Origin of the sequence: Runella sp. (genome assembly GCF_027484545.1) — a bacterium.
GTDB lineage: Bacteria > Bacteroidota > Bacteroidia > Cytophagales > Spirosomataceae > Runella.
The window spans coordinates 1-26,265 of record NZ_JAIXST010000082.1 but is presented as its reverse complement, the minus strand read 5'-3'; the positions used below and the strand labels follow the sequence as shown (position 1 = coordinate 26,265).

The 26,265-nt window shown below is 44.0% G+C and carries 23 protein-coding genes and 4 pseudogenes; 16 read left to right on the top strand and 11 right to left on the bottom strand.

Features of this window, described 5'->3' with window-relative positions; translation table 11 throughout:
• Positions 1-349 precede the first annotated feature (349 nt).
• From Q0081_RS07625 to Q0081_RS07590, 8 genes and pseudogenes are all read left to right on the top strand, one after another.
• Positions 350-1,390, top strand: a complete 1,041-nt coding sequence (locus tag Q0081_RS07625; RefSeq protein ID WP_298350976.1) for a TolC family protein — start codon at positions 350-352, stop codon at positions 1,388-1,390.
• Between the two features lie 6 nt (positions 1,391-1,396).
• Positions 1,397-1,618, top strand: coding sequence for a hypothetical protein (locus Q0081_RS07620; protein ID WP_298350973.1), 222 nt, complete (start codon positions 1,397-1,399; stop codon positions 1,616-1,618).
• 24 nt (positions 1,619-1,642) lie between these two features.
• On the top strand, positions 1,643-2,725 hold the full coding sequence (locus Q0081_RS07615) for an efflux RND transporter periplasmic adaptor subunit (protein WP_298350971.1): 1,083 nt from the start codon (positions 1,643-1,645) through the stop codon (positions 2,723-2,725).
• A gap of 3 nt (positions 2,726-2,728) precedes the next feature.
• Positions 2,729-5,817 (top strand): annotated as a pseudogene (locus Q0081_RS07610) (efflux RND transporter permease subunit).
• A gap of 192 nt (positions 5,818-6,009) precedes the next feature.
• Complete coding sequence (locus tag Q0081_RS07605) at positions 6,010-6,885, top strand: DMT family transporter (protein WP_298350968.1); 876 nt, start codon at positions 6,010-6,012, stop codon at positions 6,883-6,885.
• 77 nt (positions 6,886-6,962) lie between these two features.
• Complete coding sequence (locus tag Q0081_RS07600; protein WP_298350965.1) at positions 6,963-7,472, top strand: hypothetical protein; 510 nt, start codon at positions 6,963-6,965, stop codon at positions 7,470-7,472.
• A 149-nt stretch (positions 7,473-7,621) separates the two neighbouring features.
• Complete coding sequence (locus Q0081_RS07595) at positions 7,622-7,879, top strand: hypothetical protein (protein ID WP_298350962.1); 258 nt, start codon at positions 7,622-7,624, stop codon at positions 7,877-7,879.
• Positions 7,880-7,892: 13 nt separating this feature from the next.
• A pseudogene (locus Q0081_RS07590) lies at positions 7,893-8,468 on the top strand (glycosyltransferase family 25 protein); the annotation flags it as partial.
• Here Q0081_RS07590 and Q0081_RS07585 read toward each other — a convergent pair.
• From Q0081_RS07585 to Q0081_RS07555, 7 genes are all read right to left on the bottom strand, one after another.
• A complete protein-coding gene (locus tag Q0081_RS07585) occupies positions 8,465-9,358 on the bottom strand; it encodes a glycosyltransferase family 2 protein (RefSeq protein ID WP_298350959.1) in 894 nt (297 codons plus the stop codon). The pseudogene Q0081_RS07590 and the gene Q0081_RS07585 overlap by 4 nt on opposite strands.
• Positions 9,359-9,380: 22 nt before the next feature.
• Positions 9,381-11,009: a M1 family metallopeptidase gene (locus Q0081_RS07580; protein WP_298350958.1), complete on the bottom strand. Its 1,629-nt coding sequence runs from the start codon at positions 11,007-11,009 to the stop codon at positions 9,381-9,383.
• A 200-nt stretch (positions 11,010-11,209) separates the two neighbouring features.
• Positions 11,210-11,542 (bottom strand): type II toxin-antitoxin system RelE/ParE family toxin, encoded by a 333-nt coding sequence (locus tag Q0081_RS07575; protein ID WP_298350957.1) that lies wholly within the window; start codon positions 11,540-11,542, stop codon positions 11,210-11,212.
• Positions 11,539-11,757, bottom strand: coding sequence for a hypothetical protein (locus Q0081_RS07570; protein ID WP_298350954.1), 219 nt, complete (start codon positions 11,755-11,757; stop codon positions 11,539-11,541). The genes Q0081_RS07575 and Q0081_RS07570 overlap by 4 nt, the downstream gene beginning before the upstream one ends.
• Positions 11,758-11,876: 119 nt before the next feature.
• The gene (gene secA, locus Q0081_RS07565) at positions 11,877-15,236 is read right to left on the bottom strand and encodes a preprotein translocase subunit SecA (RefSeq protein WP_298350951.1); all 3,360 of its coding nucleotides are present in this window, start codon (positions 15,234-15,236) and stop codon (positions 11,877-11,879) included.
• Positions 15,237-15,260: 24 nt separating this feature from the next.
• Entirely contained in the window at positions 15,261-15,515 is a 255-nt protein-coding gene (locus Q0081_RS07560) for a type II toxin-antitoxin system RelE/ParE family toxin (protein WP_298350947.1), read from the bottom strand.
• Positions 15,512-15,736: a hypothetical protein gene (locus Q0081_RS07555; RefSeq protein ID WP_298350945.1), complete on the bottom strand. Its 225-nt coding sequence runs from the start codon at positions 15,734-15,736 to the stop codon at positions 15,512-15,514. The genes Q0081_RS07560 and Q0081_RS07555 overlap by 4 nt, the downstream gene beginning before the upstream one ends.
• A 279-nt stretch (positions 15,737-16,015) precedes the next feature.
• Here Q0081_RS07555 and Q0081_RS07550 point away from each other — a divergent pair, with 279 nt between their 5' ends.
• Genes Q0081_RS07550 through Q0081_RS07540 form a run of 3 tightly spaced genes read left to right on the top strand, consistent with a single transcriptional unit; the run spans position 16,016 to position 17,071 of the window.
• Positions 16,016-16,303: a TIGR03643 family protein gene (locus tag Q0081_RS07550; protein ID WP_298350943.1), complete on the top strand. Its 288-nt coding sequence runs from the start codon at positions 16,016-16,018 to the stop codon at positions 16,301-16,303.
• On the top strand, positions 16,303-16,929 hold the full coding sequence (locus tag Q0081_RS07545) for a hypothetical protein (RefSeq protein WP_298350941.1): 627 nt from the start codon (positions 16,303-16,305) through the stop codon (positions 16,927-16,929). Before Q0081_RS07550 ends, Q0081_RS07545 begins: the two co-directional genes overlap by 1 nt.
• Positions 16,930-16,936: 7 nt before the next feature.
• Positions 16,937-17,071 carry a DUF2256 domain-containing protein gene (locus Q0081_RS07540; protein ID WP_298350938.1) on the top strand — a complete coding sequence of 45 codons (135 nt, stop codon included), beginning with the start codon at positions 16,937-16,939 and terminating at the stop codon, positions 17,069-17,071.
• Between the two features lie 18 nt (positions 17,072-17,089).
• Here the strand turns inward: Q0081_RS07540 and Q0081_RS07535 are convergent, their stop codons facing one another.
• Positions 17,090-18,193, bottom strand: a complete 1,104-nt coding sequence (locus tag Q0081_RS07535; protein WP_298350935.1) for a glycosyltransferase — start codon at positions 18,191-18,193, stop codon at positions 17,090-17,092.
• A gap of 47 nt (positions 18,194-18,240) precedes the next feature.
• Between Q0081_RS07535 and Q0081_RS07530 the strand changes: the two genes are divergently transcribed.
• Together Q0081_RS07530 and Q0081_RS07525 are read left to right on the top strand one after the other, a co-directional pair.
• Complete coding sequence (locus Q0081_RS07530; RefSeq protein WP_298350933.1) at positions 18,241-18,846, top strand: Uma2 family endonuclease; 606 nt, start codon at positions 18,241-18,243, stop codon at positions 18,844-18,846.
• 110 nt (positions 18,847-18,956) lie between these two features.
• A complete protein-coding gene (locus tag Q0081_RS07525) occupies positions 18,957-20,690 on the top strand; it encodes an alpha-amylase family protein (protein ID WP_298350930.1) in 1,734 nt (577 codons plus the stop codon).
• Positions 20,691-20,693: 3 nt separating this feature from the next.
• Here Q0081_RS07525 and Q0081_RS07520 read toward each other — a convergent pair whose 3' ends face one another.
• The 3 genes from Q0081_RS07520 to Q0081_RS07510 all read right to left on the bottom strand — a co-directional run bounded on the left by Q0081_RS07520 (position 20,694) and on the right by Q0081_RS07510 (position 22,986).
• Positions 20,694-22,109, bottom strand: a complete 1,416-nt coding sequence (locus Q0081_RS07520) for an arabinose isomerase (RefSeq protein WP_298350927.1) — start codon at positions 22,107-22,109, stop codon at positions 20,694-20,696.
• Between the two features lie 112 nt (positions 22,110-22,221).
• Positions 22,222-22,533: a hypothetical protein gene (locus Q0081_RS07515; RefSeq protein ID WP_298350925.1), complete on the bottom strand. Its 312-nt coding sequence runs from the start codon at positions 22,531-22,533 to the stop codon at positions 22,222-22,224.
• Positions 22,534-22,539: 6 nt separating this feature from the next.
• Entirely contained in the window at positions 22,540-22,986 is a 447-nt protein-coding gene (locus tag Q0081_RS07510) for a response regulator (protein WP_298350922.1), read from the bottom strand.
• An 876-nt stretch (positions 22,987-23,862) separates the two neighbouring features.
• Here Q0081_RS07510 and Q0081_RS07505 point away from each other — a divergent pair.
• From Q0081_RS07505 to Q0081_RS07495, 3 genes and pseudogenes are all read left to right on the top strand, one after another.
• Entirely contained in the window at positions 23,863-24,327 is a 465-nt protein-coding gene (locus tag Q0081_RS07505) for a LexA family transcriptional regulator (RefSeq protein WP_298350919.1), read from the top strand.
• Positions 24,327-25,592: pseudogene (locus Q0081_RS07500) on the top strand (Y-family DNA polymerase). Before Q0081_RS07505 ends, Q0081_RS07500 begins: the two are co-directional and overlap by 1 nt.
• Before the next feature lie 335 nt (positions 25,593-25,927).
• Positions 25,928-26,265, top strand: a pseudogene (locus Q0081_RS07495) (hypothetical protein); the annotation flags it as partial.

Below are 26,265 nucleotides of genomic sequence, written 5' to 3'. Positions count from 1 at the left end.
TCAGGCACTTCGTCAAATATTTTTTTCCATTCCATCCTCAAAAATACAACCAACAACAATTATATGGCTATTTTTGACCTATGCCCTAAATTAAGATTATTAGGTGCGTTCAACCTGTTTAATAGGCTTTTAATCTGACTCTTAAACGGATTTAATCTTCATTCTACACCTTTGTTCTATAAAAGATAAAAGTCCAAATAACGCAGCTTACATGAGAATAGAGGGGCTAAAAATCTTACCCTGGCCGCAGTGACCGACTGCCTAAGATTTATGGTACTTTGAGACACAAGTTGTGTCGATGTGGAGCATTAAGCAAAACAATAAAATACAGACGAATGAACTTCAAAAAATGGCTGCTCGCCGTAGGAATTACGGCAGCCCCTGCTGCACCTATGCGCAGGCTGACACGCTACGCCTGACACTGCCACAGGCCGAACAACAATTTATCCAACGCAATTTTGCGTTATTAGCTCAGAAATACAACGTCAATATTGCAGACGCTGCCGTACAGCAAGCCAAATTGTGGTACAATCCAAATTTGTTTGTAGAAACTAATCTCTACAACGGTTACAGCGGAAAAATACTGCCCTACGGTCACAATTCTGACTTGTATAACCCAACGGCGGGCGTTTTCAACGTACAAATCCAGCAAATCGTGAGCCTGACCAGCACGCGCAGTAAGTTGGTTCGATTGGCAGAAACCAACGTAGCGCTGCAACAGGCTGCTTTTCAGGACTTAATGCGCACGATTCGGTACCAGCTCACGCAAACATTTGGAAATTTGGCGGCTGAACAACAAAAACTTCAACTGCTTCAGCTTCAGGGGCAACAATTGGAAACGCTGCTGGCCGCCTTTCGGGCACAACTCAAATTGGGGGTCATTGCTCCTTATGAAGTGACCCGTTTGGAACTGGAACAGAAAAATCAGGAAAGTAACGTAACTGCCTTGCAGGGACAAATCAGTCAGGATGAAGCTACCTTGCGGGTGCTATTGTCGGAAAACGGCTCTGCGTATATTATCCCCGTTCAAGAATTAAACCTATCAGGTTTTAAAAACCTCATAGGTTTGTCGCAGCTTATCGACCAAGCCTACGCCAACCGGCCTGATTTACAGATAACCGATAAACAACTTACTTACAACCAAGAAAACCTTGTTTATCAAAAAGCACTGGCTACCCCTAACTTAACCTTAGGAGCTGATTATCAACACGTAGGCGGACCTTTCCCTAATTATGTAGGAGTCCAGGCGTTAATAGACCTGCCCATTCGCAACAAAAACCAGGGCAATATTCAAGCAGCACGGCTCAGTATCGACCAAGCCAAACAGGGACAGAATTTGGGACGATTGCAGGTAGAACAGGACGTGCTCACGGCCTATCAGCATTACTAACAAGCCGTGAGCCTGCAGTCAAAAATAACACCCGAGTACCTGCAAAGCATTCAGGATATTTCTAAAAATGCCACCGAAGATTACACCCGACGGGTAATTGATCTGGTGAGTTTCATTGATAAAATAAGGGCTTACAAAGATGCCCAACTCAACCTCATTGACATGAACAATCAGCTTTTTCAATCAGGGCAACAGCTCAACTACGCGACCAATTCCAACGTATTTTAAGGCAATTCTCAACTCCATAAAACGATGAAAATCAAGGTATTTATCGGGGCACTTCTATTGCCCACACTGGCTCTCCTGTCTTGTCAATCCGAAAAAAAAGCGGAAGAACCCAAGACCAAAGTTACCGATTCCGCTTTCCGCACCGATTCGGTACAACTGCGAAATTACGAACAAGAGTTACAGTTTACGGGACAGGTTTCTTTTGACCAAAAGCAGGTAGATCGCATCTACCCCATGGTGAGCGGCAACGTGTTGGAAGTCAACGCCGAGCTGGGTGCTTACGTAAAAAAAGGACAGGTATTGGCCAAACTACAAAGCGCCGATGTAAGCCAATTCCTGAAAGAATATAACACGGCCAAATCCAACTACGACATTGCCAAACGTAATGCCGATAATGTGGAACAATTGTACAAAACTAAATTTTCGTCCGAAAATGATTTAGTCAATTCCCGTAAACAATTAGAAATTGCTTCGTCTGAATTAGACCGCTCCTCGCAGGTTCTGAAGATGTATGGCGGAGCTTCTTCGGCGAGTCAGCCCCTGTTTACGGTTCAATCTCCCGTGAGCGGCTACGTAGTGGAACGCAACGTCAACCCCAACATGCAGATTCGTTCCGACAACGGCAACAGCCTGTTTACCATTTCCAATTTGTCGGATGTATGGGTGTTGATTAATATTTATGAATCTGATATTCAGGCCGTAAAGATAGGCCAGACGGTCACTATTACGACGTTGGCTTATCCCGGCAAAATATTCCGAGGGCGCATTGATAACATCAGCCAAGTCGTAGACAACGACAGTAAGGTATTACAGGCACGGGTGGTATTACCCAACCCCAGCGGATTACTGAAACCGGATATGTTTTGTACCGTAAAACTGCATGTAGAAAAGCCCGAACGGCTATTGGCCGTTAATCCTAAATCGGTGATTTTCAGCGAGGATAAGTATTTCGTTATCAAAGACAACGGAAACGGCAAATACGCCTCTATCCCGGTAGAAGTGATAAAGAGCACCTCAAAATTCAGCTACATAAAAGCCAACCTCAAAGACGGCGACCGAGTAGTTACCGAAGGTGCATTGTTGTTATTCAACAAATTAACGGATTAAGCCATGAACAACTTAATTAAAAATATCATCGGTTTTTCACTCAAGAACAAAGGGATTGTCTTTTTCATCACTTTGTTGGTAGTGGTAGCCGGGGCCGTTAGTTTTTACAATACGCCCGTGGAAGCTTATCCTGACGTGACCAACACTGAAGTGGTCATCATTACGCAATGGTCGGGCCGCAGTGCCGAAGAAATAGAGCGTTTCATCTCCATCCCTATTGAGACGGAAATGAACTCCATCAGCCGCCGTACGGCCATCCGGAGCGTCAATCTGTTTGGCTTGTCGTTTATCAAAATCATTTTTGAAGACGGCGTAGATAATTTTAACGCCCGCATGGAAGCAAGTCAGAAATTGGCAAATGTGGATTTACCCGAAGGTGTTCATGCCGAAATTCAACCCCCGGCAGGGCCTACGGGCGAAATTTACCGCTACACTTTATCTTCCAAAACCAAATCGGTCACCGAACTCAAAGCCTTTCAAGATTGGGTGGTGCAAAAAAACCTCAAAGCCGTACAGGGTGTAGCCGATGTGGTGAGTTTTGGCGGAAAAGTAAAGGCGTTTGAAGTAAGTGTCAACCCCAATTTGCTCACCAAATACAACCTCACTGCCTTGGATGTGTACGGTGCTTTGCAGCGCGCCAACGTCAACGTAGGGGGCGATATTTTGCGCAAAGGGCAGCAGGTATTTGTAGTGCGGGGTATAGGTATTGTCAAAAATGTACCTGACATTGAAAAGATTATTGTAAAAAACATCAACGGTGTACCCGTTCGAATTTCCAACATCAGTACGGTACAGGAATCTAATTTACCGCAGTTGGGAATTGTCGGCCGCGACGACCACGACGATGCCGTAGAAGGAATCGTGTTGATGCGCAAAGGCGAAAACTCAGGGGAAGTGTTGCCCAGCCTACCTCAATTCCACAGTTTTGCCGCAGGACGTCAAAATTAAGGTGTTTTACGACCGCACCGAACTCAATAACCACACCCTGCACACCGTGGGCGAAAACGTGGCTTTGGGCATCACACTGGTCACGGTTATTTTGCTCATCTTTTTGGCCGACTGGCGCACTACCGTTACCGTCGCCCTGATTATTCCGTTGGCATTGCTGTTTGCGTTTATTTTGATGCGGGCCAAAGGCATGACCGCCAACTTACTTTCCATAGGCACCATTGACTTTGGAATCATCATTGATGGGGCGGTAGTAATGGTGGAAGGGTTGTTTGTAATGCTGGCGCATTGGGCAGAAAAGGAGGGCATGGAGAATTTTAACAAACGCGCCAAACTGAGCCGAATTTTGAAAACGGCCGTAGAAATGGGCAAATCCATTTTTACGTCAAAACTCATCATTATCACCGCCTTGTTACCCATTTTCGCATTCCAAAAGGTTGAAGGAAAACTGTTTAGCCCGCTGGCCTTTACCATTGGCTTTGCTTTATTGGGAGCCTTGCTGCTCTCCTTGACGTTTGTACCCGTTTTGAGCAGCATTTTACTGAACAAAAATGTCAGGGAACGTCATAACCCACTGATTGTTTGGTTGAACAAGGGGTATGCGCCGTTATTGGATCATGTGATGAAACATCCCAAAAGAGCCATGATAACGGGCGTGACCGCATTAACAATTGCTCTCGGGGCATTTCACTTTGTGGGTTCGGAGTTTTTACCGCAACTCAACGAAGGTTCTATTTACGTGCGGGCCAGTATGCCGCTCAGTATCAGTCTCGAAGACAGTTATCATTTTACCCGTAAATTTCGTCAGGTATTTGAGCAATTTCCTGAGGTGCGTGGGGTAATTTCTCAAACGGGCCGCCCCAACGACGGTACTGACCCCACCGGTTTTTTCAATCAGGAATTCTTCGTGGATTTATACCCTGCCGACGAATGGAAACGCGCTATTACCAAAGACCAACTAATAGCCGAAATGCAAGCCAAACTGGCGGGTTTCCGAGGCGTTGATTTTGGTTTTTCTCAACCCATTTCCGACAACGTAGCTGAGGCTGTATCGGGCGTAAAAGGCTCGATGGCTGTAAAGATTCAAGGAGATGATTTGGCTGTTTTGGACAAAAAAATCACCGAAGTGTTCAACGTTCTGAAAACCGTGAAAGGCGTAGAAGATTTAGGCGTGTTTCGGAACTTGGGGCAGCCCGAACTTCGAATTACGCTCAATCCCGACAAAATGGCCCAATACGGCATTGATGCTGCCGATGCCAACGCCGTGATTGAAATGGCGATTGGGGGCAAAGCCGTGAGTCAGGTCTACGAAGGGGAGAAAAAATTCGACCTTAGGCTGCGTTACGAACAGCCTTTCCGCTCTTCCATCGAACAAATCGGCAACTTACAGGTGCCTACCCTCAACGGCGGCAAAATTCCACTCAAACAAATTGCTACTATTAGCAACGTAGCGGGTCCGGCTTTCATTTACCGCGAAGACAATGCCCGTTTTATTGCCGCTAAATTCTCGGTGCGCGGGCGCGATTTGGGGAGTACCATTGCCGACGCCCAACAAAAGGTCAACGCAGTCGTAAAACTGCCTAAGGGTTATGAAATGGAACGGCGAATTTGAAAACCAGGAACGCGCCCAAAATCGCTTAGCAACTGTGCTTCCTATTAGTTTGATTCTGATTTTCTTCATCTTGTTCGTATCCTTCGGCAACGCCTTAGATTCTGTGTTAGTATTGCTCAATGTACCTTTCGCACTTATCGGTGGAATTGCGGCCCTTTTACTGACGGGAGTCAATTTCAGTATCTCCGCTGGGGTAGGTTTTATAGCGCTCTTTGGAATTGCCACCCAAAACGGCGTCATTCTGATCAATAATTATCATAAAAACTTAAAAGCAGATATGCCGCTCATTGAGGCCATCAAAGAAGGATCCAAATCCATGTTGCGCCCCATTGTGATGACCGCACTGATGGCTTCTCTGGGACTGTTACCTGCAGCAATTTCGACGGGGATTGGTTCAGAAACTCAAAAACCGCTGGCCATTGTGGTCATTGGAGGCTTAATTACAGCTACCTTACTCTCCCTTTTGATTTTGCCAACGGTCTATGAATGGATTTACAGCAGTCGCGCCAAACGTAAAGAATTAATGAAATAATCAATTGAGTATTGGGGCTTTATTTCTCTTTCTGCTTGTAAATAAATTATCAATCTCAATACCCAATACTAATTACGCAATACGTAAAAATATTTTTCAGTAGTCTGTACTCAATTTTTAGTAATCGCTGTTTGAACTTTCAGGCAGCGATTCTTTTTGTATTCATAAGCAACCCTTCTCAACTCTCACTTTATGCGCCTTACTTACCTAAAACTCATTGCCACTGTTTTTTTCTGGGGAACCAATTTTGCAGCAGGAAAATTTGCCGTAGAATCCTTAGGCCCTTATTCCATTTCGTTTCTGCGCTTTTTGGTAGGTACTTTGATATTGATGTTGGTTTTGTACCGCACCAACGGTATGCTTCCTACACTTACTAAACCGCAATGGTGGCTGGTGTTGGCCTCTGCCGTCACAGGGGTGTTTCTGTACAACGTCTTCTTTTTTACGGGCATTCGGTATTTACCTACCGTCCGAGCGTCATTGGTCATTGCGTTCATACCGATTTTAGTTACGCTGGGCAACCTGATTTTTTTCCAGGAAAAAGTCACCTTCATCAAATGGATTGGCATTTTTGTCTCCATCATCGGCGCTGCCACCGTACTAACCCACGGGAGTTTTTCGACTTTCCTATCAGGCAATACCTGGGGACTTGGCGAAGTACTCATCATGGGTTGTGTACTTAGCTGGACCGTTTATACCCTCTTGGGAAAGGTCGCTTTACGCACTATGCCTGCGTTGTCGTTGAGCGCTTATTCTGCTTTGATTGGAGCTGCTTTATTGCTTATTCCCGCCCTTCAACAGGGATTGGCAACGCAATTGTCGAATGTTTCGTGGAAATCATTGACAGCCGTTGTCTATATGGGCTCTACCGCCACTGCTCTGGGGTTCATTTGGTACTACGAAGCCGTGCAAAAAATCGGCGCTACCAAAGCCGCTGTCGTTGGCAACTTAACTCCTGTTTTTGCCGCACTCATCGCCGTAACCTTGTTGGGAGAAGAACTGACCTGGACCACCGTTGTGGGAGGAACAATGGTATTGGTGGGTGTGTGGCTCACTACGCAGAAATAGGTTGTTGCAACAAGTCAACGCGTATTCTCGTTAAAGTTTCAGGTAAGAAATCGGCAGCTATTCAACTCATATTTACTATGAAAATCAATTATTTACTTCTACTGACAGGTATTTTAGGATTACTCACTAACGCCTGCCAAAAAAAAGAAGAAGTCACTAAACCCATTGAAAGAGCTTCATTTGATTTGATACAGGAACGAATCCTCACCCCTACCTGCGCTACGGCCGGTTGTCACGCCTCCGAGCAGGAAAGTTCCTTCAGTCAGCATGGGTTGGTATTGGCAGCGGGAAAATCATACGATTATTTGATAAACAAAGACCCAAAAAATCAAAATGCGCTCGACGACAAATTGAAACGAGTGCTTCCCTATTTCTCCCTCCAAAGTTTATTTTACCACAAACTGAATTGGGACCCCAATTTCCACCACAGTGGCAAAAGTTACGGAAGTCCCATGCCCTTCAACGGAAAATCGCCCTATAAAGGGCAAATTGAGTTTGTAAGACGGTGGATTGAAGCAGGTGCTCCGCGCACCGGCAACGTCGCCGATTCTACCCTATTGGATGACAAAACTCCCGGTTTTTTATAACCGCTTTTTATTTTAATCACTAAAAAAATTCATATATTTCGCTACAACAGTCACAAAAAATAGCCTTGCGGCTCGTTAAACACCATTTCTTGGCTTATTAATAGAAGATTGTAGATTTTTCCAACCTCACACTTTATTATTAGTTAAGTATGGAAACTCCTTACGCGTTTTTGAACGCTTACTTCGACAAAATCTTTGTGGTCTCCCTACAAAGAGCCACCGACCGCCACGCTATCCTGAAAGAGCACCTCAAGGGGTTGAATTATGAAATTTTCTGGGCAAAGGATAAACAGGATTTTTCGCTGGAAGAGGTCATTCTTCAGGGAATTTACGACGAAAAAAAAGCCCTGAAATTCAACCGATACGGAGTAAAGAAACTCGCAACGGGAGAAGTCGCCGCGAAATAAAAACGCGTATCCTTCCAGATTAATCGGAGTAAAGAAACTCGCAACGGGAGAAGTCGCCTGTGCATGGTCACACCGTACTATTTACGAAAAAATGCTCGCTGAAGGCTTAGACCGAGTGTTGGTGTTTGAAGATGATGTAGAACCTGATTTTTCCACGCTTACCCTGTTGCCTGATACCTTGCAGCAACTTCCGGACGATTGGGAATTGGTCTATTTAGGATTTTTGAAAAATGGGGAGATTTCGCGCAAACACTGGCAAAAACGGCAATTTTATAAATTATTGGCTACTTTTAAAGCCTACAATTGGCTTTCTTGCCGAGAAGTAAACAATCTATTCCCAAAGCCTTATTCAGTCAATCTGCGTGTTGCCGGCTTGCACGACTGCACCCATGCCTACGCGCTTACGCGGTCGGCAGCCCAAAAACTCATTGAAGCTCAAACTCCGATTTACTCAGCCGCCGATGAGGTTTTGACGCATCAGGTGTTGCGCGGACAACTCAAAGCGTTCATTTGTAATCCAACGCTTTTTGACCAGCAGGGATTTAACAGCACAGGACATCGAGGAGACGGGTCGTATGTTTCTGATTAAAACCAGTATTTGATTTTATCCCGAATCCGTTTCAATTGAAACGCCGAACTTTCATCGGGCTCGCCTAAAATACCTTTGTAGGCGCTGTCTTTGTTATGGGTATAAAATTGCAAATAGAAGTCAAAAAAAGTACGCGAGGAGATGCCCCATTTCTGAAAGAATTGCTTTTTGCCGTCGTTTTTCTTGATTCTTCCAATGCTTTTGGACATAAAATGATACACTAAACTATCTCCCACGCCTCTGAAATTTCGTACACCGACAGCCCACAATTTCCGGCAAATATCAGGGTCGGAATACATACCAGGGCTAAATTCAATGCTGAATCCGCCAATCAGATTCCAGAGTCGGCGGTGCATAATGCTGGGTGGATAATTGGCTCCCTGCCAATCAGGAATCGTTAGTTTGGGCAAATCTTGGAGCAATTCTTTTTCCCGAAAATTTTGCACGCTGTCGCCGTAATTGTGCGGAGCCGAAACGCATCCTCCCGATTCTCCTTCCCGCTCAATCATCGTGGCCGAAAAGTAAAAATCGTCCTTTCCGTATTCCTGAATGGCAGCAACCAATTTTTTATCCCAATCCGGACACACGTACATGTCGTCGTTGATGTAGACAATGTAATCCGCTTTTGTCAAACTGAAAGTGGCATTACACGCCAAACAAATACCCAAATTTTGGGCAGAATACGTATAATCAATGCCCTGCTGTTTGACCCAATCCAACGTCCCATCGGAGCCATCATTGATATGCAAAACAATTTGATGGGAATAAAATGAGTTTTTCAGGATACTTTCAACGCAAAGCTTTACAAAAGGAAGATTGTTCCAAGTGGGAATGAGGATGGAAAAAACAGGGTTTTTATTTTCAAATTGAGGAAAATAATGGATATCCATAAGTTCTAACAAGGGTGGTTCACTATAGTTTTTTTGTTTCTACGTAAAAATTAGAATCCAATTCTACCGTTGCGCCTTTTTTTACTTTCACCTCTTTCCAGTCTGTTGTTGGATAGACTACTTTCCAATCGTCTCCACCAATTTTAAACTTAAAGGGCATATCAAAACCGGCTATGGTGTTGGTCCAACGATAACGAAGTTTTTTACCCTCTACGGAATATTCCAACATCGGCAGTCGGGCATCGCGGAGGTATTGATCAAACACTTTTGAAAGATTAATACCTGCCTGTTGGCTCATATAATCTTCAATCTGTTTGGTCGTCACTGTTTGATGGTAAAAAGTTTGGTTCAAGCCCCGCAAAATACCGCGCCATTTTTCGTCGTCATTGACAATCAGACGAATGGTATGGAGCATATTACCGCCTTTGTAGTACATATCGCCCGAGCCGCTACGATTGACATCATACACCCCGATAATGGGCTTGTCGTTACGAATCAATTTGCGACATCCAATCACGTATGCCGCACCCGCTTCCTTACCGTAGTAATATTCCGTATACAGGCATTCGGAGTAGTTGGTAAAACTCTCATGAATCCACATATCAGCCATGTCTTTGTAGGTGATATTATTGGCAAACCACTCGTGCCCCGACTCGTGAACAATGATAAAGTCCCATTTCAACCCCCAACCCGTAGCCGATAAATCGCGGCCCAAATACCCATTTTGGTAGCCATTGCCGTAGGTGACCGAGCTTTGGTGTTCCATCCCCAAGTACGGCACTTCCACTAATTTATAACCGTCTTCGTAGAAAGGATACGGACCAAACCAGTGTTCAAATGCCTTCATCATAGATTTTACCTGCTGGAACTGCGTTTTGGCTTTGTCTATATTTTCCGCTAACACGTAGTACGACAAGTCTAATTTTCCTTTTTCCCCCTCAAACGTTTCTGCCCAAGTTTCATAATTTCCAATGTTGATATTGATGCCATAGTTATTGACGGGATTTTGCACGTACCAATTAAACGTGCGGGTGTTGTCAGCATTTTCGGTAATGCTTTTCAAACGTCCGTTGGAAACATCCATCAAGGGTTTAGGAACGGTAATGCTAATATTTGCGCTGTCGGGCTCGTCGTACATGTGGTCTTTGCAGGGCCACCACACACTGGAACCCAATCCCTGACAAGAAGTAGCTACAAAAGGTTGGCCATTTTTATCCCGTTTCCACGAAAAACCGCCATCCCAAGGCGCTCGTTTGGCACTTCGTGGCCGACCACCGTAGTAAACGATAATGGATTCCTGCGCTTGAGAAACTTGTTTTTTGACCAGATTCACAAAAAACGCATCGCCGTCGCGACGAAAAGTGACTTCCTGACCGTCTTGGGTAATTTTAGAAATCGTGAGCGGTCGTTGTAAATCAATTTGTAAGGTTTGATTGGGTTGCAACACTTTATAACGCACCGTGACGCTTCCTGCGATGGTACTGTCGGCGGGATTGACTTTCACGTTCAAATGATAAAATTGCAAATCCCACCAAGCGCGTTCTTTGGTAATGCTGCCGCGCAGGGTGTCATCGTGGGTATAAATGTATTTTTGGGCGTAGGCAGCAAATTGGCAGCAGAAAAGCAATACAAAGAGGTGCAGAAACTTCATGTTCACTATTTTTTCGTTCTGAAAGAGCTTAATTTTTTCAATAGGACAATATTACCGGTTTATGGGCAAAAAAAAAATCCGAGTGGGATTCCCGCTCGGATTTTCAGCTTTTACTCAACGTTATGAAAAACTCTATGGTTAAGACGCGAGTAAAATCATAAGTCACAAATATTTTTTATTTTTTTTTCTTACAGTAAGATTTATTCAGAAGGGATTTCCGAAAACAATCTGTTTAGTTCGGTATCAGTAATATCTGATTGCTCGGATTTGTCATAAGTGGAAACAAGATAAACCGTTTCATTAATAACTTTTACATACGTAATCACCCTTGCTCCTCCTCTTTTCCCCTTGCCTTTTGAACGAATTGAAAGACGAATCTTGTAAAAACCATTTGGTAAGGCTGACCCAAGGAATGGATTTTCTTCTAAATCATCAATGAGTTGATTAATTTCATCTTTGAGAGAATGAAATTTCTTTTTGAGTCTTTTGGCTTCTCGTTCAAAATGCTCAATCGTTGCAACCTGATAGCTCATAATTCATCCAGAAATTCACGAGCGGGGCGGCTTTTTGCCTTCCCTTGCTCAACAAGTCGCATTTCTTTGATGCCTTGCCGAATGTTCTCAATCACTTGCTCATCGGTATCTTCGTCGAGATGCTCCTCTTTTATTTTTACAAAGGATAAATGTTTAATGAGGTCTTTGAAGAATTTGAGCTTTTTGTCTTGTACTTCTAAAGTTATCGTTGTCATAGCACCATTATTTCCAACAAATTTAAGGAAGATTCCTGACTAATAACACAGCTAATCACTTAGCCAACTTATGATTTAGAATAAAAAGGGCCCCGATGTCAGTCGGGGCTCTTTAGGTTTTAAGCGATAACGACGCAGTCGCCGCGTTCTACTTCGTGTTCTACTTTTTTGTATTTCACATCCTTCACCACCCGTCCGTCGCGGTACTGCACCGTTACTTTTTGGTTGCGGTCAGCGATTTTGATGGCCCGAACGGGAGCTGTTTTTTCAGCCTGACGTGCCGCGTAGGCATTCGGTCCGGCGTTGGTTGGCTCGTCATAGTCGTCCTCGTGGCGATTGGTCTGAAGTTGTGGCTCAGGACGACGTGTCGGCCGCTTCGGCTGTGGTTGTTGAGGCGTTTCTTCCTGCGGAATGTGCGCTTTCATTAAAAAGCTAACGGTTTCAAAGTTCACTTTGGTCATCAATTTCTTAAACAACTCAACCGACTCAAATTTATAAATCAACAACGGGTCTTTTTGCTCGTAAGCCGCATTTTGTACCGACTGTTTCAAATCATCCATATCGCGAAGGTGTTCTTTCCACTCTTGGTCAATCAGCGAAAGCACCACAAATTTTTCCATTTCACGAACGATTTCCCGACCGTTGGTATCTATTGCTTTCTGCAAATTAACCCCGATTTGAGTGCCTTTCAATCCATCCGTAAATGGAATCACAATTTCCTGAACCGTCGCACCGCGCTCTTCTGAAATTTGCTTCAACACCGGTACTACATTTTCAGAAATGAATTTATTTTTTGCTACATAATGATCTTCCGCCCCATTGTACAATCGCTGAGCGCGTTGTTCGGGTTTCAATTTACCATATTCCTCACGACTGTAAGGAGGCTCGATACCAAAATTAGTGATGGCCGCCAACTCAAGTTCTTCGTAATTGCCTTCGGTGTTGGTCACTACTTCATTACAAACGTCATACAAAGTATCCGCAATATCAATCGCCAAACGATCCCCAAAAAGGGCATTACGGCGGCGTTTGTAGATATTTTCACGCTGCATGTTCATTACGTCGTCGTATTCAAGCAGGCGTTTCCGAGTGCCGAAGTTGTTTTCTTCGACTTTTTTCTGCGCCCGTTCGATGGATTTTGACACCATGGAGTGCTGAATCACTTCGCCTTCTTCCAAGCCCATCCGGTCCATTACCCCCGCAATACGGTCAGAACCGAACATCCGCATCAGGCCATCTTCCAATGACACAAAAAACTGAGTCGTTCCCGGGTCTCCCTGACGACCCGCCCGACCGCGCAACTGACGGTCAACGCGACGGCTTTCGTGGCGCTCCGTACCGACAATCGCCAAACCTCCCGCCGATTTTGAATCAGGAGTCAGTTTAATGTCCGTACCGCGACCTGCCATGTTGGTCGCAATCGTCACTGTACCGGGTTTACCGGCTTCGGAAACGATTTCGGCTTCTTTTTGGTGTTGCTTGGCGTTCAATACCTGGTGCGGAATCTTCCGTAACGTAAGCATCCGACTCAACAACTCCGAGTTTTCAACGGAAGTTGTACCCACCAACACGGGGCGACCTTTACCTACCAAATCCACAATTTCGTCTACTACGGCGTTGTACTTTTCACGCACCGAACGATATACTTTGTCTTCTTCGTCTTTTCTTACCACCGGGATATTGGTAGGAATACTCACCACATCCAATTTATAGATGGTCCAGAATTCGCCCGCTTCGGTTTGGGCCGTACCCGTCATACCACATAATTTGTGATACATACGGAAGTAATTTTGCAAAGTAACCGTAGCGTAAGTTTGCGTAGCATCCTCGACTTTTACGTTTTCCTTTGCTTCAACGGCTTGGTGCAATCCATCTGACCAACGGCGACCTTCCATGATACGGCCCGTTTGCTCATCTACGATTTTTACTTTTCCGTCCATGAGCACGTAATCCACGTCGCGCTCAAAAAGCGAATAGGCTTTCAACAATTGCTGAACCGTGTGAACCCGCTGCGTTTTGATGGAATAATCACGAATGATTTCGTCTTTACGCAGTAGTTTTTGCTGATCGGTAAGTTCGGTATCTTGGTCAATAGCGTTAAGATCAATGGATAAATCAGGCAATACAAAGAACGTAGGATCTTCACCTTCACCTGTGATATAATCTAACCCTTTTTCGGTCAACTCAATGCTATTATTTTTCTCTTCAATGGTAAATAACAACGGTGCGTCGGCTTGAGGCATCAATTTTTGGTTTTCTGCCAAATAGATTTTCTCCGTCTCCTGCATCAGGGTTTTTATGCCTGTTTCGCTCAAAAATTTGATAACGGGTTTGTATTTAGGGAAACCTCGGTGAGCACGAAAAATAGCCAATCCGCCTTCTTTTTTATCTCCTGCCGCAATTTTCCGTTTGGCTTCGTTGAGCAAGTCAGTTACCAAACGTTTTTGAGCTTCCACAATGCGGGAAACACGGGGTTTCAATTCGGCAAAATCCTGCTCATCGCCGCGCGGCACCGGACCACTGATAATCAACGGAGTACGGGCATCGTCAATCAACACGGAGTCAACCTCATCCACCATCGCAAAATGGTGTTTGCGCTGAACAAGTTCTTCGGGAGTGTGCGCCATGTTGTCGCGCAGATAATCAAAGCCGAATTCGTTGTTAGTTCCGTACGTAATATCAGCCAAATACGCCTGTCGACGGGCAAATGTATTGGGTTGGTGGCGGTCAATGCAATCTACACGCAGGCCGTGAAACTCAAAAAGAGGACCATTCCACTCACTATCGCGACGTGCGAGGTAATCGTTCACCGTTACAATGTGTACCCCTTGACCCGCCAATGCGTTCAAAAATGCAGGAAGCGTTGCTACCAGCGTTTTACCTTCTCCCGTTGCCATTTCGGAAATTTTCCCTTGGTGCAACACCGTCCCCCCAATGATTTGAACATCATAGTGGACCATGTTCCATTTGATAGGGTGTCCGGCTACGTCCCAAGTCGTACTCCAAATCGCTTTATCGCCCTCAATCGTAATGTGATTTTTCTTGACGGCGAGTTCGTGATCTATAAAACTGGCCGTTACTTCGATGCTTTGATTTTCGGTAAAACGACGTGCTGTTTCTTTAACGATGGCAAAAGCCGTAGGTAATATTTTCAGCAGCACCTTTTCCAATTCCGCATCGCGCTCCGTTCCCAGCGCATCAATTTTCTTGAAGATTTCTTCTTTCGCATCAACGTCCATGTCCACATTTTCATCGACTTGCAGACGAAAAGAGGCAATTTGGTCATCTATGGGTTTTAACTCCTTGGCAATAAAGGTGCGGAGTTCTTGAGTCGCGTTGCGTAGGTCGTCGTGGCTGAGGTTGCGCAGTTTGGCAAATTCAGTATTTACCATTTCTACGTAAGGGGCCAATTCTTTGAAATCTCGGTCAGATTTCGTGCCAAACAGCCCTGTAAAACTTTTAGTGAGGAATTTTATCATTTTAAAATACTGTGTTTCTTTTGTTTAATAAATCTCTTTACGATTACCTACGTCCAGGATAGCAACGATTTTAATTCTTTCTTGGATGTCGTAGATAATTCGGTAATTACCCTGCCTGATTCTATAACCCTCTCTTCCTTCCAGCTTTTTACACCCGGCAGGGCGGGGATTTATCCCTAAATCAAGAATGGATTTTTTGATTCGAGTATAATCCGGGTCAGGAATTTTTTCAATTTGTTTTGCTACTTTTTTACTGACGAGAACTTGATATGACATCATTTTCTCTTTTTACGTTTGGCTTCAATTTGCTCAAAAATCTGCTCAGCAGGAAGAAATGTTTCCGGTTCTTTTACCATTCCGAGCATTGCTCTATCGTATGCTTTTACGTCTTCCATGTCTTCATCAGTGACAAATTCACTTTTTACCCGCATCTTTTTTAATAATTGCGTTACCAAACGATACTCTTCTTCGTTAGCAGGTTTTACCAATATCGCGCCCATAGCCTTCGTTTTTTCGCAAAGTTAGCTTTTTGTCAGTAGTTTAATAACAAATATCGCGCTACAATATTTTATTCAGGCAAATTGACAGCAAATGACCACACTCGAACGGGGTAACGTCAGTCATTATAAAACGTATCAAAAAGACAGGATATTGATAGATTTCAACTCTTTTTTCAGCAGATTTATACAAGCCTTCCATGGGCGCTGTCTTACGCATTTCTTTCATTAAATTCGGGTTTTCCAAAAACAAATCCTTCTCAAACGTGTTAAAAGGTACAAATGATTTTGAACACAATGAATCTATCTGACCAAGACATTGACCGTATTTTGCAAATGGCGTGGGAAGACCGTACGCCTTTTGAGGCCATAGAAACCCAGTTTGGGCTTCCCGAAAAAGAAGTGATTGCTCTTATGCGGTCGCAAATGAAACGAAGCAGTTTTGAAATGTGGCGCAAACGCATGAACGGACGAACTACCAAACACAAATCGTTACGCGACAACACCGTAGAGAGGTTTCATTGTTCGCAGCAACGTAGCATCAGTCTCAATAAAATCGCGAAACGCTGATGATCCCTTCTTTTGTTGGAATTGACTACGGCTCCAAAACTTCGGGCAATACCGTCATTTGTTACCACGACGGTCAAGTAATTTACTTTTACGATGCCGACAAAAAAGACGCGGATTTGTTTATCTTTAACTGGATTGCCGGTCGTCAGTCAGTTTTAAACGAATCGACATCTGACGTCGGCCCCATTAATACCATCTTTCTGGACGCTCCGCTGTCCTTGCCCGCGGTCTATCAGGCAAGAGCAGGTTTTTTCAATTATCATTATCGACAATGCGATGTGGCACTCAAAGCCATGTCGCCTCTATTTTTGGGTGGTTTAACCGCCAGAGCCATGGAACTGAAACAGCGGTTAAAAGAAAAAGCGAACGTTGAAACCTACGAGGTGTATCCTAAAGCCATTGCCCAACGATTGTTCCCCGCCGAGTATCACAAAAAATTATCTATTGCAGAAATGGAACGACTTTGCGGTATTTTGACAGAAAATTTCCCTGTTCTTAGATTTGATAAATACCCCCAAAACCAACATCAATTTGATGCCTTATTGGCGTGGATTTCGGGCTATCGTTTTATGAATCAACAACACAGTGTTTTTGGAGAGGCACAGGAAGGGCTCATTATCGTTTAAAGAAGGTATGAAAAACGTCAAAAAAGAACATCTCCCTCAAAAAATCTGCGTTGTCTGCGGAAGGTCCTTTACGTGGCGCAAAAAATGGGAAAAAGTATGGGACGAAGTGAAATATTGCAGCGACCGATGTCGAAATAAATAATGGGCAGTGTGTTCTTACTCAGGCATCATATATGTCAAGTAATTTACCTTCCTCCCAATGGTACTTTTCCAATACAGCCCTTCTTCCATCCTCTCCCATTTCTTTCAACCGTTCCGAATGTTCAATCATCCAAATCATCCGTTCAGCCAATGCTTCTGCATCGTAAGGAGAGACGCAAAAACCGCAATTTACAGGTTCCACTACCGCACGCAATAGGGGAAGATCGGACGTGATAACGGGCAATCCCAACGCCATGTAATCAAACAATTTGGTAGGATAGGAATCCGCATAGTCGCCGACGGGTTTGAGTAAGGCAATTCCTGCCAAGGCATTTCTCGTATACTCAAAAACCTCTTTTTGAGGCAAATACCCGTAAAAAACCAAATTTTCTTTGACCGCTTGGTAATACAGCGATTCGTGCAGATTCTTTTTTGGAAGGCGAAGGTGACCAAACAATCGAAGGCGAACAGCAGGGTATTTTTCTTTGACAAGAACCAGTGCTTTCAACATCGTGTCAAAGGCGCGTTCGTAACTGATTACTCCCGCGTAAAAAAAGGTCGGATGCTGACCATCAGGAACGGGGGAAGGAATCGAAAGCAACTCAAGCGACGCAAAATTGTGAATGACGGCGTACGATTTTTCCAAGTTTTGGTATTCGGTCAAATAAGCATCTTCCGTAAAGATAAACTTGAACGTGCGGCGTGCTTTTTGGTCAAAAAAACGAAACAATCGCTCAAACAACCAACCTCGATTATACGATTTGAGCGGAATTTTTTTGTAGAGATTTTCCTGCACTTCATAGATTACCTCTGCCCCAAACCAACGAAATACAAAGGCCAAAGGCAACAACTCAGCCACAAAAATGTGTACAATATGAGGTCGAAAACGAAGAAATTCAGCGAAGGCCAGCGGATGACACAGCAAAACCCGAAAAAGCAGGTTTTTAAAAAACGGCATTCGGACGTCCCACAACTCAAGCGAAGGCGGTTGGCTGGGCAAAAGAATCTTCACTTCGTAATGTTTTGCCAAATTGGGTGCAATTTTACCCACAATCCGCGGGTCAGTAGCGGGATGAACGGTACTGAGAAGAAGCACACGGCGTAGCAGAGAGGGTGATTGCATATTGCAAATATGGGCTAATCCGCGTATTTTTGAAAAAAGAATCTATAATGACTGTCCTCAATCAACCAGACAACCGTCGAAAACGTACCGTTTCTGAGCGACTCCTTCGGGAGGAATGGGAGGGTAAACGTTTTTATTATCAAGGCTATAAAGCTGTTCTAACCCAACAAAAATCTTCCGAAGAAATTATGGGCAGTAGTGTTCTGCAATCGTTATTGGTATCCTTGATCATGTTTTATCTGCGCGAACACCTTAATCGTTCAACGTACTGGGTTGTAGGTGGAGAATCAGGCCTTCATTTGGCCAAGCGCAAAAACATGGCGAACGACATAGCAGTATATCGAAAAGCAGATGTGCCTGATTTGTTTTCCGAAAATTATTTTAGTGTTGCGCCGATTTTAGTAGGAGAAGTTGACATAAAAATAGAACTTCCCGAAGGAACCAATGAAATGGATTTTATCATAGATAAAACGCAACAATTGCTTGATTTTGGAGTCGAAACTGTATTTTGGGTAACTACTAAAATGAAAAAGGCAGTTGTAGCCCGTCAGAATCAACCTTGGCAAATTCTTAATTGGTCAGATGATTTTTTACTGATTGACGGACTCTTTCTTAACATTGAAAAACTACTTCAAGACGAAGGCGTTTACTGATTTTTAACCCAACCTTGATGAAACCTTACCTTAATTCTGCTATGTGGTTAGCAGTCAACTTATTCTATATAAGTGTCCTGGCCCAGCCTTCATCCAAAATAAAGCCCCGTATGAACCCACCCCAATCAGACAAAATTGTCCTTTATCAAATTTATACGCGCCTCTTTGGCAACCTGAATACCACCAACAAATTTTACGGAACCCGCGACGAAAACGGCGTAGGAAAGTTTAACGACATTACCGACAAAGCACTTGCTTCACTCAAAAAGTTTGGCATTTCGCACGTGTGGTATACGGGTGTGATTGAACACGCTACCATGACCGACTATTCTGCTTACGGCATTCCCAAAGACAATCCGTACGTGGTAAAAGGCATTGCGGGTTCGCCCTACGCCATCAAGGATTATTACGATGTCAATCCCGATTTGGCCGTGGATGTTCGGAATCGGATGGCTGAATTTGAGGCGCTCGTGGCCCGTTCTCACAAAGCCAATTTGAAAGTAATCATTGATTTTGTTCCCAATCACGTAGCCCGTCAGTACAAATCGGATCAGAAACCTAAAGACGTTAAGGATTTTGGCGAAGGCGACCATACCGATGAGGCTTTTCACCCTCAAAATAATTTTTATTACCTGCCACAGCGCAAGTTCCTCGTGCCCGACAACGTACCCATTCCGCCCGGCATTTCGACGTTTCCTTACGAAGAATTTCCTGCCAAAGCCACAGGGAACGACGTTTTTTCGGCCAAACCGAGTATCAATGACTGGTTTGAAACCATTAAACTCAATTACGGGGTGGACTACCAAAACGGGCGTACGCCTCACTTTGCCCCTATCCCAAGCACTTGGCTCAAAATGCGTGACATTTTGCTCTATTGGGCCAACAAAGGGGTAGACGGTTTTCGGTGCGACATGGCCGAAATGGTACCGTTTGAGTTTTGGGGTTGGGTAATTCCGGAAGTTAAAAAAGCACATCCCTCCGCGATTTTTATTGCCGAAATTTACAATCCCGCCGAATACAGCAACTATCTTTTCAAGGGCAAATTTGACTATCTCTACGACAAAGTGGGGCTTTATGATTCGTTGCGCCGCCTCATGGAAGTACATGGAAACACGGCTGACATTACTCGCGTATGGCAAAATGAATCAGGTGACTTTGCCAATCGAATGGTGCGCTTTTTGGAAAACCACGACGAACAACGAATTGCCTCCAAGTACTTTGCCAAAAATCCATTTTACGCCATTCCCGCCATGGTCGTGTCAGCTACGCTGCATACAGGGCCGCTGATGCTTTATTTTGGACAGGAAGTGGGTGTCACCCCTACCGTAGCCGAGGGATTTTCGGGCGATGACGGGCGCACTACCATGTTTGATTATTGGGGCGTACCCGAGTACCAAGCTTGGGTGAATGGCGGAAAGTTTGACGGCGGAAAACTCAATAAGGAACAAAAAGAATTACGCACATTTTACGCCGACCTGAATAAACTTATCAACGGTAGCGATGCCATCCGCAACGGTGCCTTTTATGATTTGCAATATGCCAACACCAATGGACAGGCGGCGGGCTATAACGACGCTAAAATGTACACGTATTTACGCCATTCGGACAAACAGAAGTTACTGATTGTGTGCAATTTTGATTTACAGAATGGAGCAAAAACCGCGGTAAAAATCCCTACTCACGCCTGGGAAACGATGGGTTTGTCGGCCCAAGCGCAGTATTCGTTAAAGGAAATTTTTCATCATCCTCAAACAATCAGCGTAGTTGCGTCCCAAGGCGTTCCAGTAGAAATGACGCCCAACAGCGTCCGAATTTTTGAAATTAAAACGGCAAAAACCAACTGAGCATCAACACACTTTCACTACATCCATCGCAAGTAACGCTCCCAATTTCCTGATTTTTGAGCCGATATGCCCTACTCCAATCGCGCAGTGATGCGCCGGGCCGTGACTGTTCCAATCATTCACAAACTTTCGGGCTCCAATCGGAAATTGGTAGCGGCTATTGGTGTTGCCGATTTCTAAAATTGGCCCCGCTACTGATTTCCCTTCGGCCACCAACAACATCAATCCGCCTCCCCTCTTTTCCACAACTGAAAGTAACGTAACAGGGCCGTTTTTTACGCTCATTTCGACCGAAACTCCTTTGCCCACTTTGCCGTGGTACACTTTCAACGGTCGAACTTTGGTTTTACCTTCGGCAATGGCAATATGTCCCGGGCCATCGTGTCCCATTAGAACCACATCGTGCGTAAAATCCATGGCATAGTATTCGGTAAATGAACCTCCTGCCCCAAAACTGTCCATGATTTTCATGGCTTGCGCATTCTTGATTTCGTACTCTCCCGCCACCGGAACGCCGTTGGCCGTCAGCAAGGAATTTCCCAAAATCATGGAAGCAATCGCCTCTTCATTTTCCAGATTTCCCGTCCCTTTGTAATAATAAGCCATAGAACCCAGTTTGTGCTTGGCGACCAATCTATCCAAAGCGACGGACGTTTTTGCGGCACTTTCTAAATCCTCAATAGGGCAGTCCGATTGAATATCAAAGGTTTCGTAAAACAGTTGGAGCCTTTCGGCCATTTCCTGTTTGCTGACTTCTTTTCTCAATTCGGCTAATTCTTCTACTTCCAGCAATTCGATGTGTCCGCCAAAGTGAGCGTAGTGTTGGGTTAGATCCGAATAAATATCGAGCATTCCGCTGTAATAATGCCCCATGCAGCCCAAACGGTTGTAAGCCATTGTATGCGCTACTTTGGCCGCCTGCACCCACTCTCCAATTTCATTCCAACATTCGGGGTCTTTGTGCAGCATTCCCGTGATTTGATGAAAGGTAACCCCCACGCGGTTGAACACATTTGCGATTTCGGGTACGGGGCAAGCCGAACAATGCGCCAACCATTCGCCCGTCATTTGGGTACGGTCGGTCATGGCATTAAACGACTGATAATCAATGGATGCTTCGGGTGCAAGATTTAGAATAATGACAGGCACTTTGGCTCGCTGAACCACGGGCAATACCGTAGAAGATAAAGCGTAGGTAGTGACGTAGAGGAAAATAAGATCAACGTCTTCGGTTTTGAATTTTTTACCTGCTTCAAACGCTTTATCGGGTGTGTCCACCAATCCGACGTTCACTATATGCGGATGATGCTCCGACAGGTTTTTCTCTACCTGCTTCAAATAACCCTCTAATCGTTCTTTTAAGCCTACAAACTGAGGCCAATACGTATCCAAACCAATACCGAACAACCCGATTTTCATTTTATTATCAAAATTATAGACTGCTGTTTAATTGACTTCGCAGAAAATCCCCAATTATTTAGGTAATGTTCTGAACTTTAAATTCGCAAATATCTGACAATGAATAGCGTATTTACTTAATAGCCGCCCATATTTCCGGCCAGGCTTCTTCGGCCCTCCTCCCCAAAATGGTAGGGTGTTTTCCGTTCTCGCCCAAACTGGGGCGATAGACATCATTGTAAAAACAAATGAGTTCAGGTCCCCAAAACAAAAACATGGGAAACTTGGAATTTAAAACAATGCCGAGCGTAGTTCGTAAGCTTTGAGGCCAGTTTCCAGGTTCGCCTACGGGGGTTTTGCTCCAATCTTTTGCCCGGGTGAGTTCACCCATTTCACCACCTCCCGCCAGAAATTGCCTATTACTATGGAGATTTCGAACCTTCATCGTTGGTCAAGGTTGAAGAATAAATTTTTCTTTCGCCGGCTGCGCAGCTTTTGTTTGAGAAGTAACGGTAAGTGCCTCATGGATCACTTTTTTCAGTTTAGAAAATTCACCCGGCTTACGAATATAATAATGCGCTCCCTTTTCATAAAGCAGATTCACCACCTGCATATCAAGTGAGGTGGAAAATATAACCACCGGCAGGTGCTTTAGTTTATCATTCAATTTAATTTCCAATAAACATTCAAACCCATTTTTGCGCGGCATATTCAAATCCAGAAAAAGTACATCAGGAAGGCTGTCCGTTTTTTTGGACAACAAACGCATCAATTCCACGCCATCATTTACGACGGTCAAGGTTGTATCAATTCCCAATTCCTCCAATACTTCTTTAAAAAAAATACAATCGTCCGTATCGTCATCTGCAAGTAATAAGTTGTGTTTGATTGTATTCATTGTCCACAGTTAGAATTAGATCGTTGCTTTATAGGTGAGTTGTTTTATAATAAAAAGGTGTGATTGACGCACTCTGAGTTGTGTCTTCGTTTTATAAATTTATGTTTTCTTACCTTCTTTTCCAAATCTCGTTTTTCTTTTTATGTCAAACAGCAATGTATTGATTTTCAATTCACCCGTTTTTCGCCAAACTATGCGTCGGTTTGTACCCTTAAAAGTAAACTAAAGCGATTTTATCTACTTCTTTATTTTTGAGAGGGAATGACGCAAACCGCCCGTGCTGTTCCTTTAGTTTATAAGTGAAATAAACGGCACAGACAGTCCATACGGTTTTGGAGGCATTGAAAGCGAGGGATTTGCCTACGTAAATACGTGATAAAAAATCAGTATGAACAACTATTTTTATCAAAGATAAGCACGTTTGAGAAAGCGCCTGTTTCGTTGGCAGCGTCCCTATTTTTTTTACTCAATGGAAATTCTATCCGAAACAAAGGCTTTCTATAACTTTTAATGCGGGTGCTTTATTGCAAAGTATCCTAAGAATTTTCCCTACCCTCCTTAGACTTTCCAATTATCGCTTTTTTTGAAGCGGTACTGCATTTTTTGAATCCTCGACATCAAACTATTTTTGTTGGAAAGCTAAAAATTTGTCCTGCAACCACATTTTTGATTGCAGTATAAACCTTCCGCTCTGTAAAATCGTAAATACAGCAATATTCTCATTAGGTTATCCCTTAAGCAACCCCGTTGGTTTTGCCTGCGGGGTTCTTTATTGATGAAGTTAATCGCTTACTATGAAAAGGTTTATTTATTTTTAATTTGCCTCAAATACCTTCTTTTTGGTAATTTGACAACCGTATAAGCCTGATTACCACTATGACTCTCTCTCTTCACCTTCCCAACGGCCCCAACGGGCTGGAAATCTATGCTATTGAAGCCTCCGAAACGTCGGTCATACTGCCTTTTTATGATTCCTGCGTACAGGCGGGATTCCCTTCTCCTGCCGATGATTATGTAGAATTGTCACTGGACCTCTTAAAATACATGGTGGATAAACCTCATTCTACGTTTTGCGTCAGGGTCAAAGGCAACAGCATGGAAGGAGCAACCATTGTAGACGGTTCACTTTTGGTCGTTGATCGTTCCAAGACTGTTACCAACAATGACATTATCATTGCCGTACTCAACGGAGAGTATACCGTGAAACGATTCCGAAAGGAAAAGGAGGAAATTTGGCTGATTCCCGAACATTCCGCCTATGACCGAGTATTGGTAACGGCAGAAATGGATTTTCAGATTTGGGGCGTGGTGACCTTCATTATTAATAAGCCCAAAAAGTAATGTTCGCGTTAATTGATTGCAATAATTTTTACGTCAGTTGCAAGCGAACCTTCAACGCTAAAATAGAGAAAAAACCCGTGGTGGTTTTGAGTAATAATGACGGCTGCGTCATAGCTCTTTCCAACGAAGCCAAGGCCTTGGATATCAAAATGGGAGCTTTAGCCTTTGAAAAAGAGGAGTTTTTTGCCAAAAATAACGTCGAAGTATTTTCAAGTAATTACGCCCTGTATGGCGATATATCCAACCGAGTGATGGCCACTATTGCTGAGATGGCGCCCGGCATGGAAGTATATTCGATTGATGAAGCCTTCATCGATTTCCACAATATGCCTTACGAGAATTTGGAGGAATTGGCTCAAAAAATCAGGGCTACCGTAAAGCAGTACACCGGCATACCCGTTTCCATTGGCATTGCTCCCACAAAGACCTTGGCGAAAGTAGCCAATCGTTACGCCAAAAAATACCGTTCGGCTATAGGCATTTATCAAATCGACTCAGATACCGATGCTGAAATTGCGTTGGTCAATACGCCGGTAGAGGACATTTGGGGCATTGGATACCGTTACGCCAAAATGTTGAATGAAAACGGAATTTTCAATGCTTTGCAGCTTACTCATGCCAAAGAAGAATGGATACGTCAGAAAATGCACGTCGTGGGAGTACGAATGCTGCGTGAGTTGCAGGGAGAGATGTGTTACAGTCTGAAGAATGAACCTGCCCCAAAAAAAGGAATTTGCGTTTCCCGCTCCTTCGGCAGAACTACCAAAGATGTCAAAGTGATTACGGAAACGGTGGCCACCTTTGTGGCCCGGGTAGGCGAAAAGCTAAGAAAACAAAAAAGCTGCGCTCACATCATTCACGTTTTTCTGTATACCAATCCCCACAAAGACGAGCCTCAATACTTCAATTCCAAAGTGTTGCAATTGCCTACGTCCACCAATTCCACCTTTGAAATCATCCGCTATGCGTTGCGTGGGTTGGAATTGATTTTCAAAACCGGTTACAATTACAAAAAAGCAGGTGTGATGATTTCGGGGATTGTGCCCGAGAATCAAGTGCAAATCTCACTCTTTGATGCGCGAAAACGGGAATTGGATGCCAAAGCTATGAAAGCCATGGATTCGCTCAACCGAACCATGGGCAGAGATACCGTAAAAGTGGCTACACAGGGCTTTGGACTAGAATAGCAACTCCGTCAGGAGCATAAATCACGATGTTATACCACCCGGTGGCAGGAATTGCTGGAAGTGCAGGCGTGGGAGTGATAATGGATGGATCAAGTGCAAAATGTAGTGCAGGTCCAACAAAAAAGCACTTAACATTTCTGCTAAGTGCTTGATTTTCAATGTGGGCCCAGTAGGGCACGATCCTACGACCCCCTGATTATGAGTCAGATCCTATGGGTATTTGTTGGCTTTTTGATATTTATTGATTTATACTTAAATAGCCTGTAAATCAGTAAATTACCATAATTATTTTATCGCTTCTTATTGTTATTGTGCGTTGATTCTGTATTTTTGTGGTGCAAGTTGTGGTGCCAGTAGATTTAGTTGCACCACAGAAAAACGGCTACTTGCACCACAGAAAAACACCGCAATAAATGGCAACCGTAAACCTATTTTTCGACACCCGAGCCACCTTAGAGCATGAGGGTATTATTAAAATCGTCGTTACTCACAATCGGGTAAAGCGTCGTTATACGACGGGGTTAAAAGTTACGCTCGACCAATGGCAACACTTACCCAAAAAGGGAGAAAAGCTTGACAATCGGGTAAAGGATGAAATACGCCTAAAGTTGTACCGCGACATTTACGAAACTCCTAACGGATTCTACCGACGTGCTGAAACCATTACCGAAACTTTAGGCGTAAACTTTGATTTTGACGCGTTCAAAGATGCCTTTGATAATTGGGGCAAGGATAAACCGTCCGATGACAC

Bases quoted from the DNA above. Each gene is read 5' to 3' on its own strand.
- Q0081_RS07625 (WP_298350976.1), top strand. From the start codon at position 350: ATGGCTGCTCGCCGTAGGAATTACGGCAGCCCCTGCTGCACCTATGCG.
- Q0081_RS07615 (WP_298350971.1), top strand. From the start codon at position 1,643: ATGAAAATCAAGGTATTTATCGGGGCACTTCTATTGCCCACACTGGCT.
- Q0081_RS07605 (WP_298350968.1), top strand. From the start codon at position 6,010: ATGCGCCTTACTTACCTAAAACTCATTGCCACTGTTTTTTTCTGGGGA.
- Q0081_RS07600 (WP_298350965.1), top strand. From the start codon at position 6,963: ATGAAAATCAATTATTTACTTCTACTGACAGGTATTTTAGGATTACTC.
- Q0081_RS07595 (WP_298350962.1), top strand. From the start codon at position 7,622: ATGGAAACTCCTTACGCGTTTTTGAACGCTTACTTCGACAAAATCTTT.
- Q0081_RS07585 (WP_298350959.1), bottom strand. From the start codon at position 9,358: ATGGATATCCATTATTTTCCTCAATTTGAAAATAAAAACCCTGTTTTT.
- Q0081_RS07580 (WP_298350958.1), bottom strand. From the start codon at position 11,009: ATGAAGTTTCTGCACCTCTTTGTATTGCTTTTCTGCTGCCAATTTGCT.
- Q0081_RS07575 (WP_298350957.1), bottom strand. From the start codon at position 11,542: ATGAGCTATCAGGTTGCAACGATTGAGCATTTTGAACGAGAAGCCAAA.
- Q0081_RS07570 (WP_298350954.1), bottom strand. From the start codon at position 11,757: ATGACAACGATAACTTTAGAAGTACAAGACAAAAAGCTCAAATTCTTC.
- secA (WP_298350951.1), bottom strand. From the start codon at position 15,236: ATGATAAAATTCCTCACTAAAAGTTTTACAGGGCTGTTTGGCACGAAA.
- Q0081_RS07560 (WP_298350947.1), bottom strand. From the start codon at position 15,515: ATGATGTCATATCAAGTTCTCGTCAGTAAAAAAGTAGCAAAACAAATT.
- Q0081_RS07555 (WP_298350945.1), bottom strand. From the start codon at position 15,736: ATGGGCGCGATATTGGTAAAACCTGCTAACGAAGAAGAGTATCGTTTG.
- Q0081_RS07550 (WP_298350943.1), top strand. From the start codon at position 16,016: ATGATTTTGAACACAATGAATCTATCTGACCAAGACATTGACCGTATT.
- Q0081_RS07545 (WP_298350941.1), top strand. From the start codon at position 16,303: ATGATCCCTTCTTTTGTTGGAATTGACTACGGCTCCAAAACTTCGGGC.
- Q0081_RS07540 (WP_298350938.1), top strand. From the start codon at position 16,937: ATGAAAAACGTCAAAAAAGAACATCTCCCTCAAAAAATCTGCGTTGTC.
- Q0081_RS07535 (WP_298350935.1), bottom strand. From the start codon at position 18,193: ATGCAATCACCCTCTCTGCTACGCCGTGTGCTTCTTCTCAGTACCGTT.
- Q0081_RS07530 (WP_298350933.1), top strand. From the start codon at position 18,241: ATGACTGTCCTCAATCAACCAGACAACCGTCGAAAACGTACCGTTTCT.
- Q0081_RS07525 (WP_298350930.1), top strand. From the start codon at position 18,957: ATGAACCCACCCCAATCAGACAAAATTGTCCTTTATCAAATTTATACG.
- Q0081_RS07520 (WP_298350927.1), bottom strand. From the start codon at position 22,109: ATGAAAATCGGGTTGTTCGGTATTGGTTTGGATACGTATTGGCCTCAG.
- Q0081_RS07515 (WP_298350925.1), bottom strand. From the start codon at position 22,533: ATGAAGGTTCGAAATCTCCATAGTAATAGGCAATTTCTGGCGGGAGGT.
- Q0081_RS07510 (WP_298350922.1), bottom strand. From the start codon at position 22,986: ATGAATACAATCAAACACAACTTATTACTTGCAGATGACGATACGGAC.
- Q0081_RS07505 (WP_298350919.1), top strand. From the start codon at position 23,863: ATGACTCTCTCTCTTCACCTTCCCAACGGCCCCAACGGGCTGGAAATC.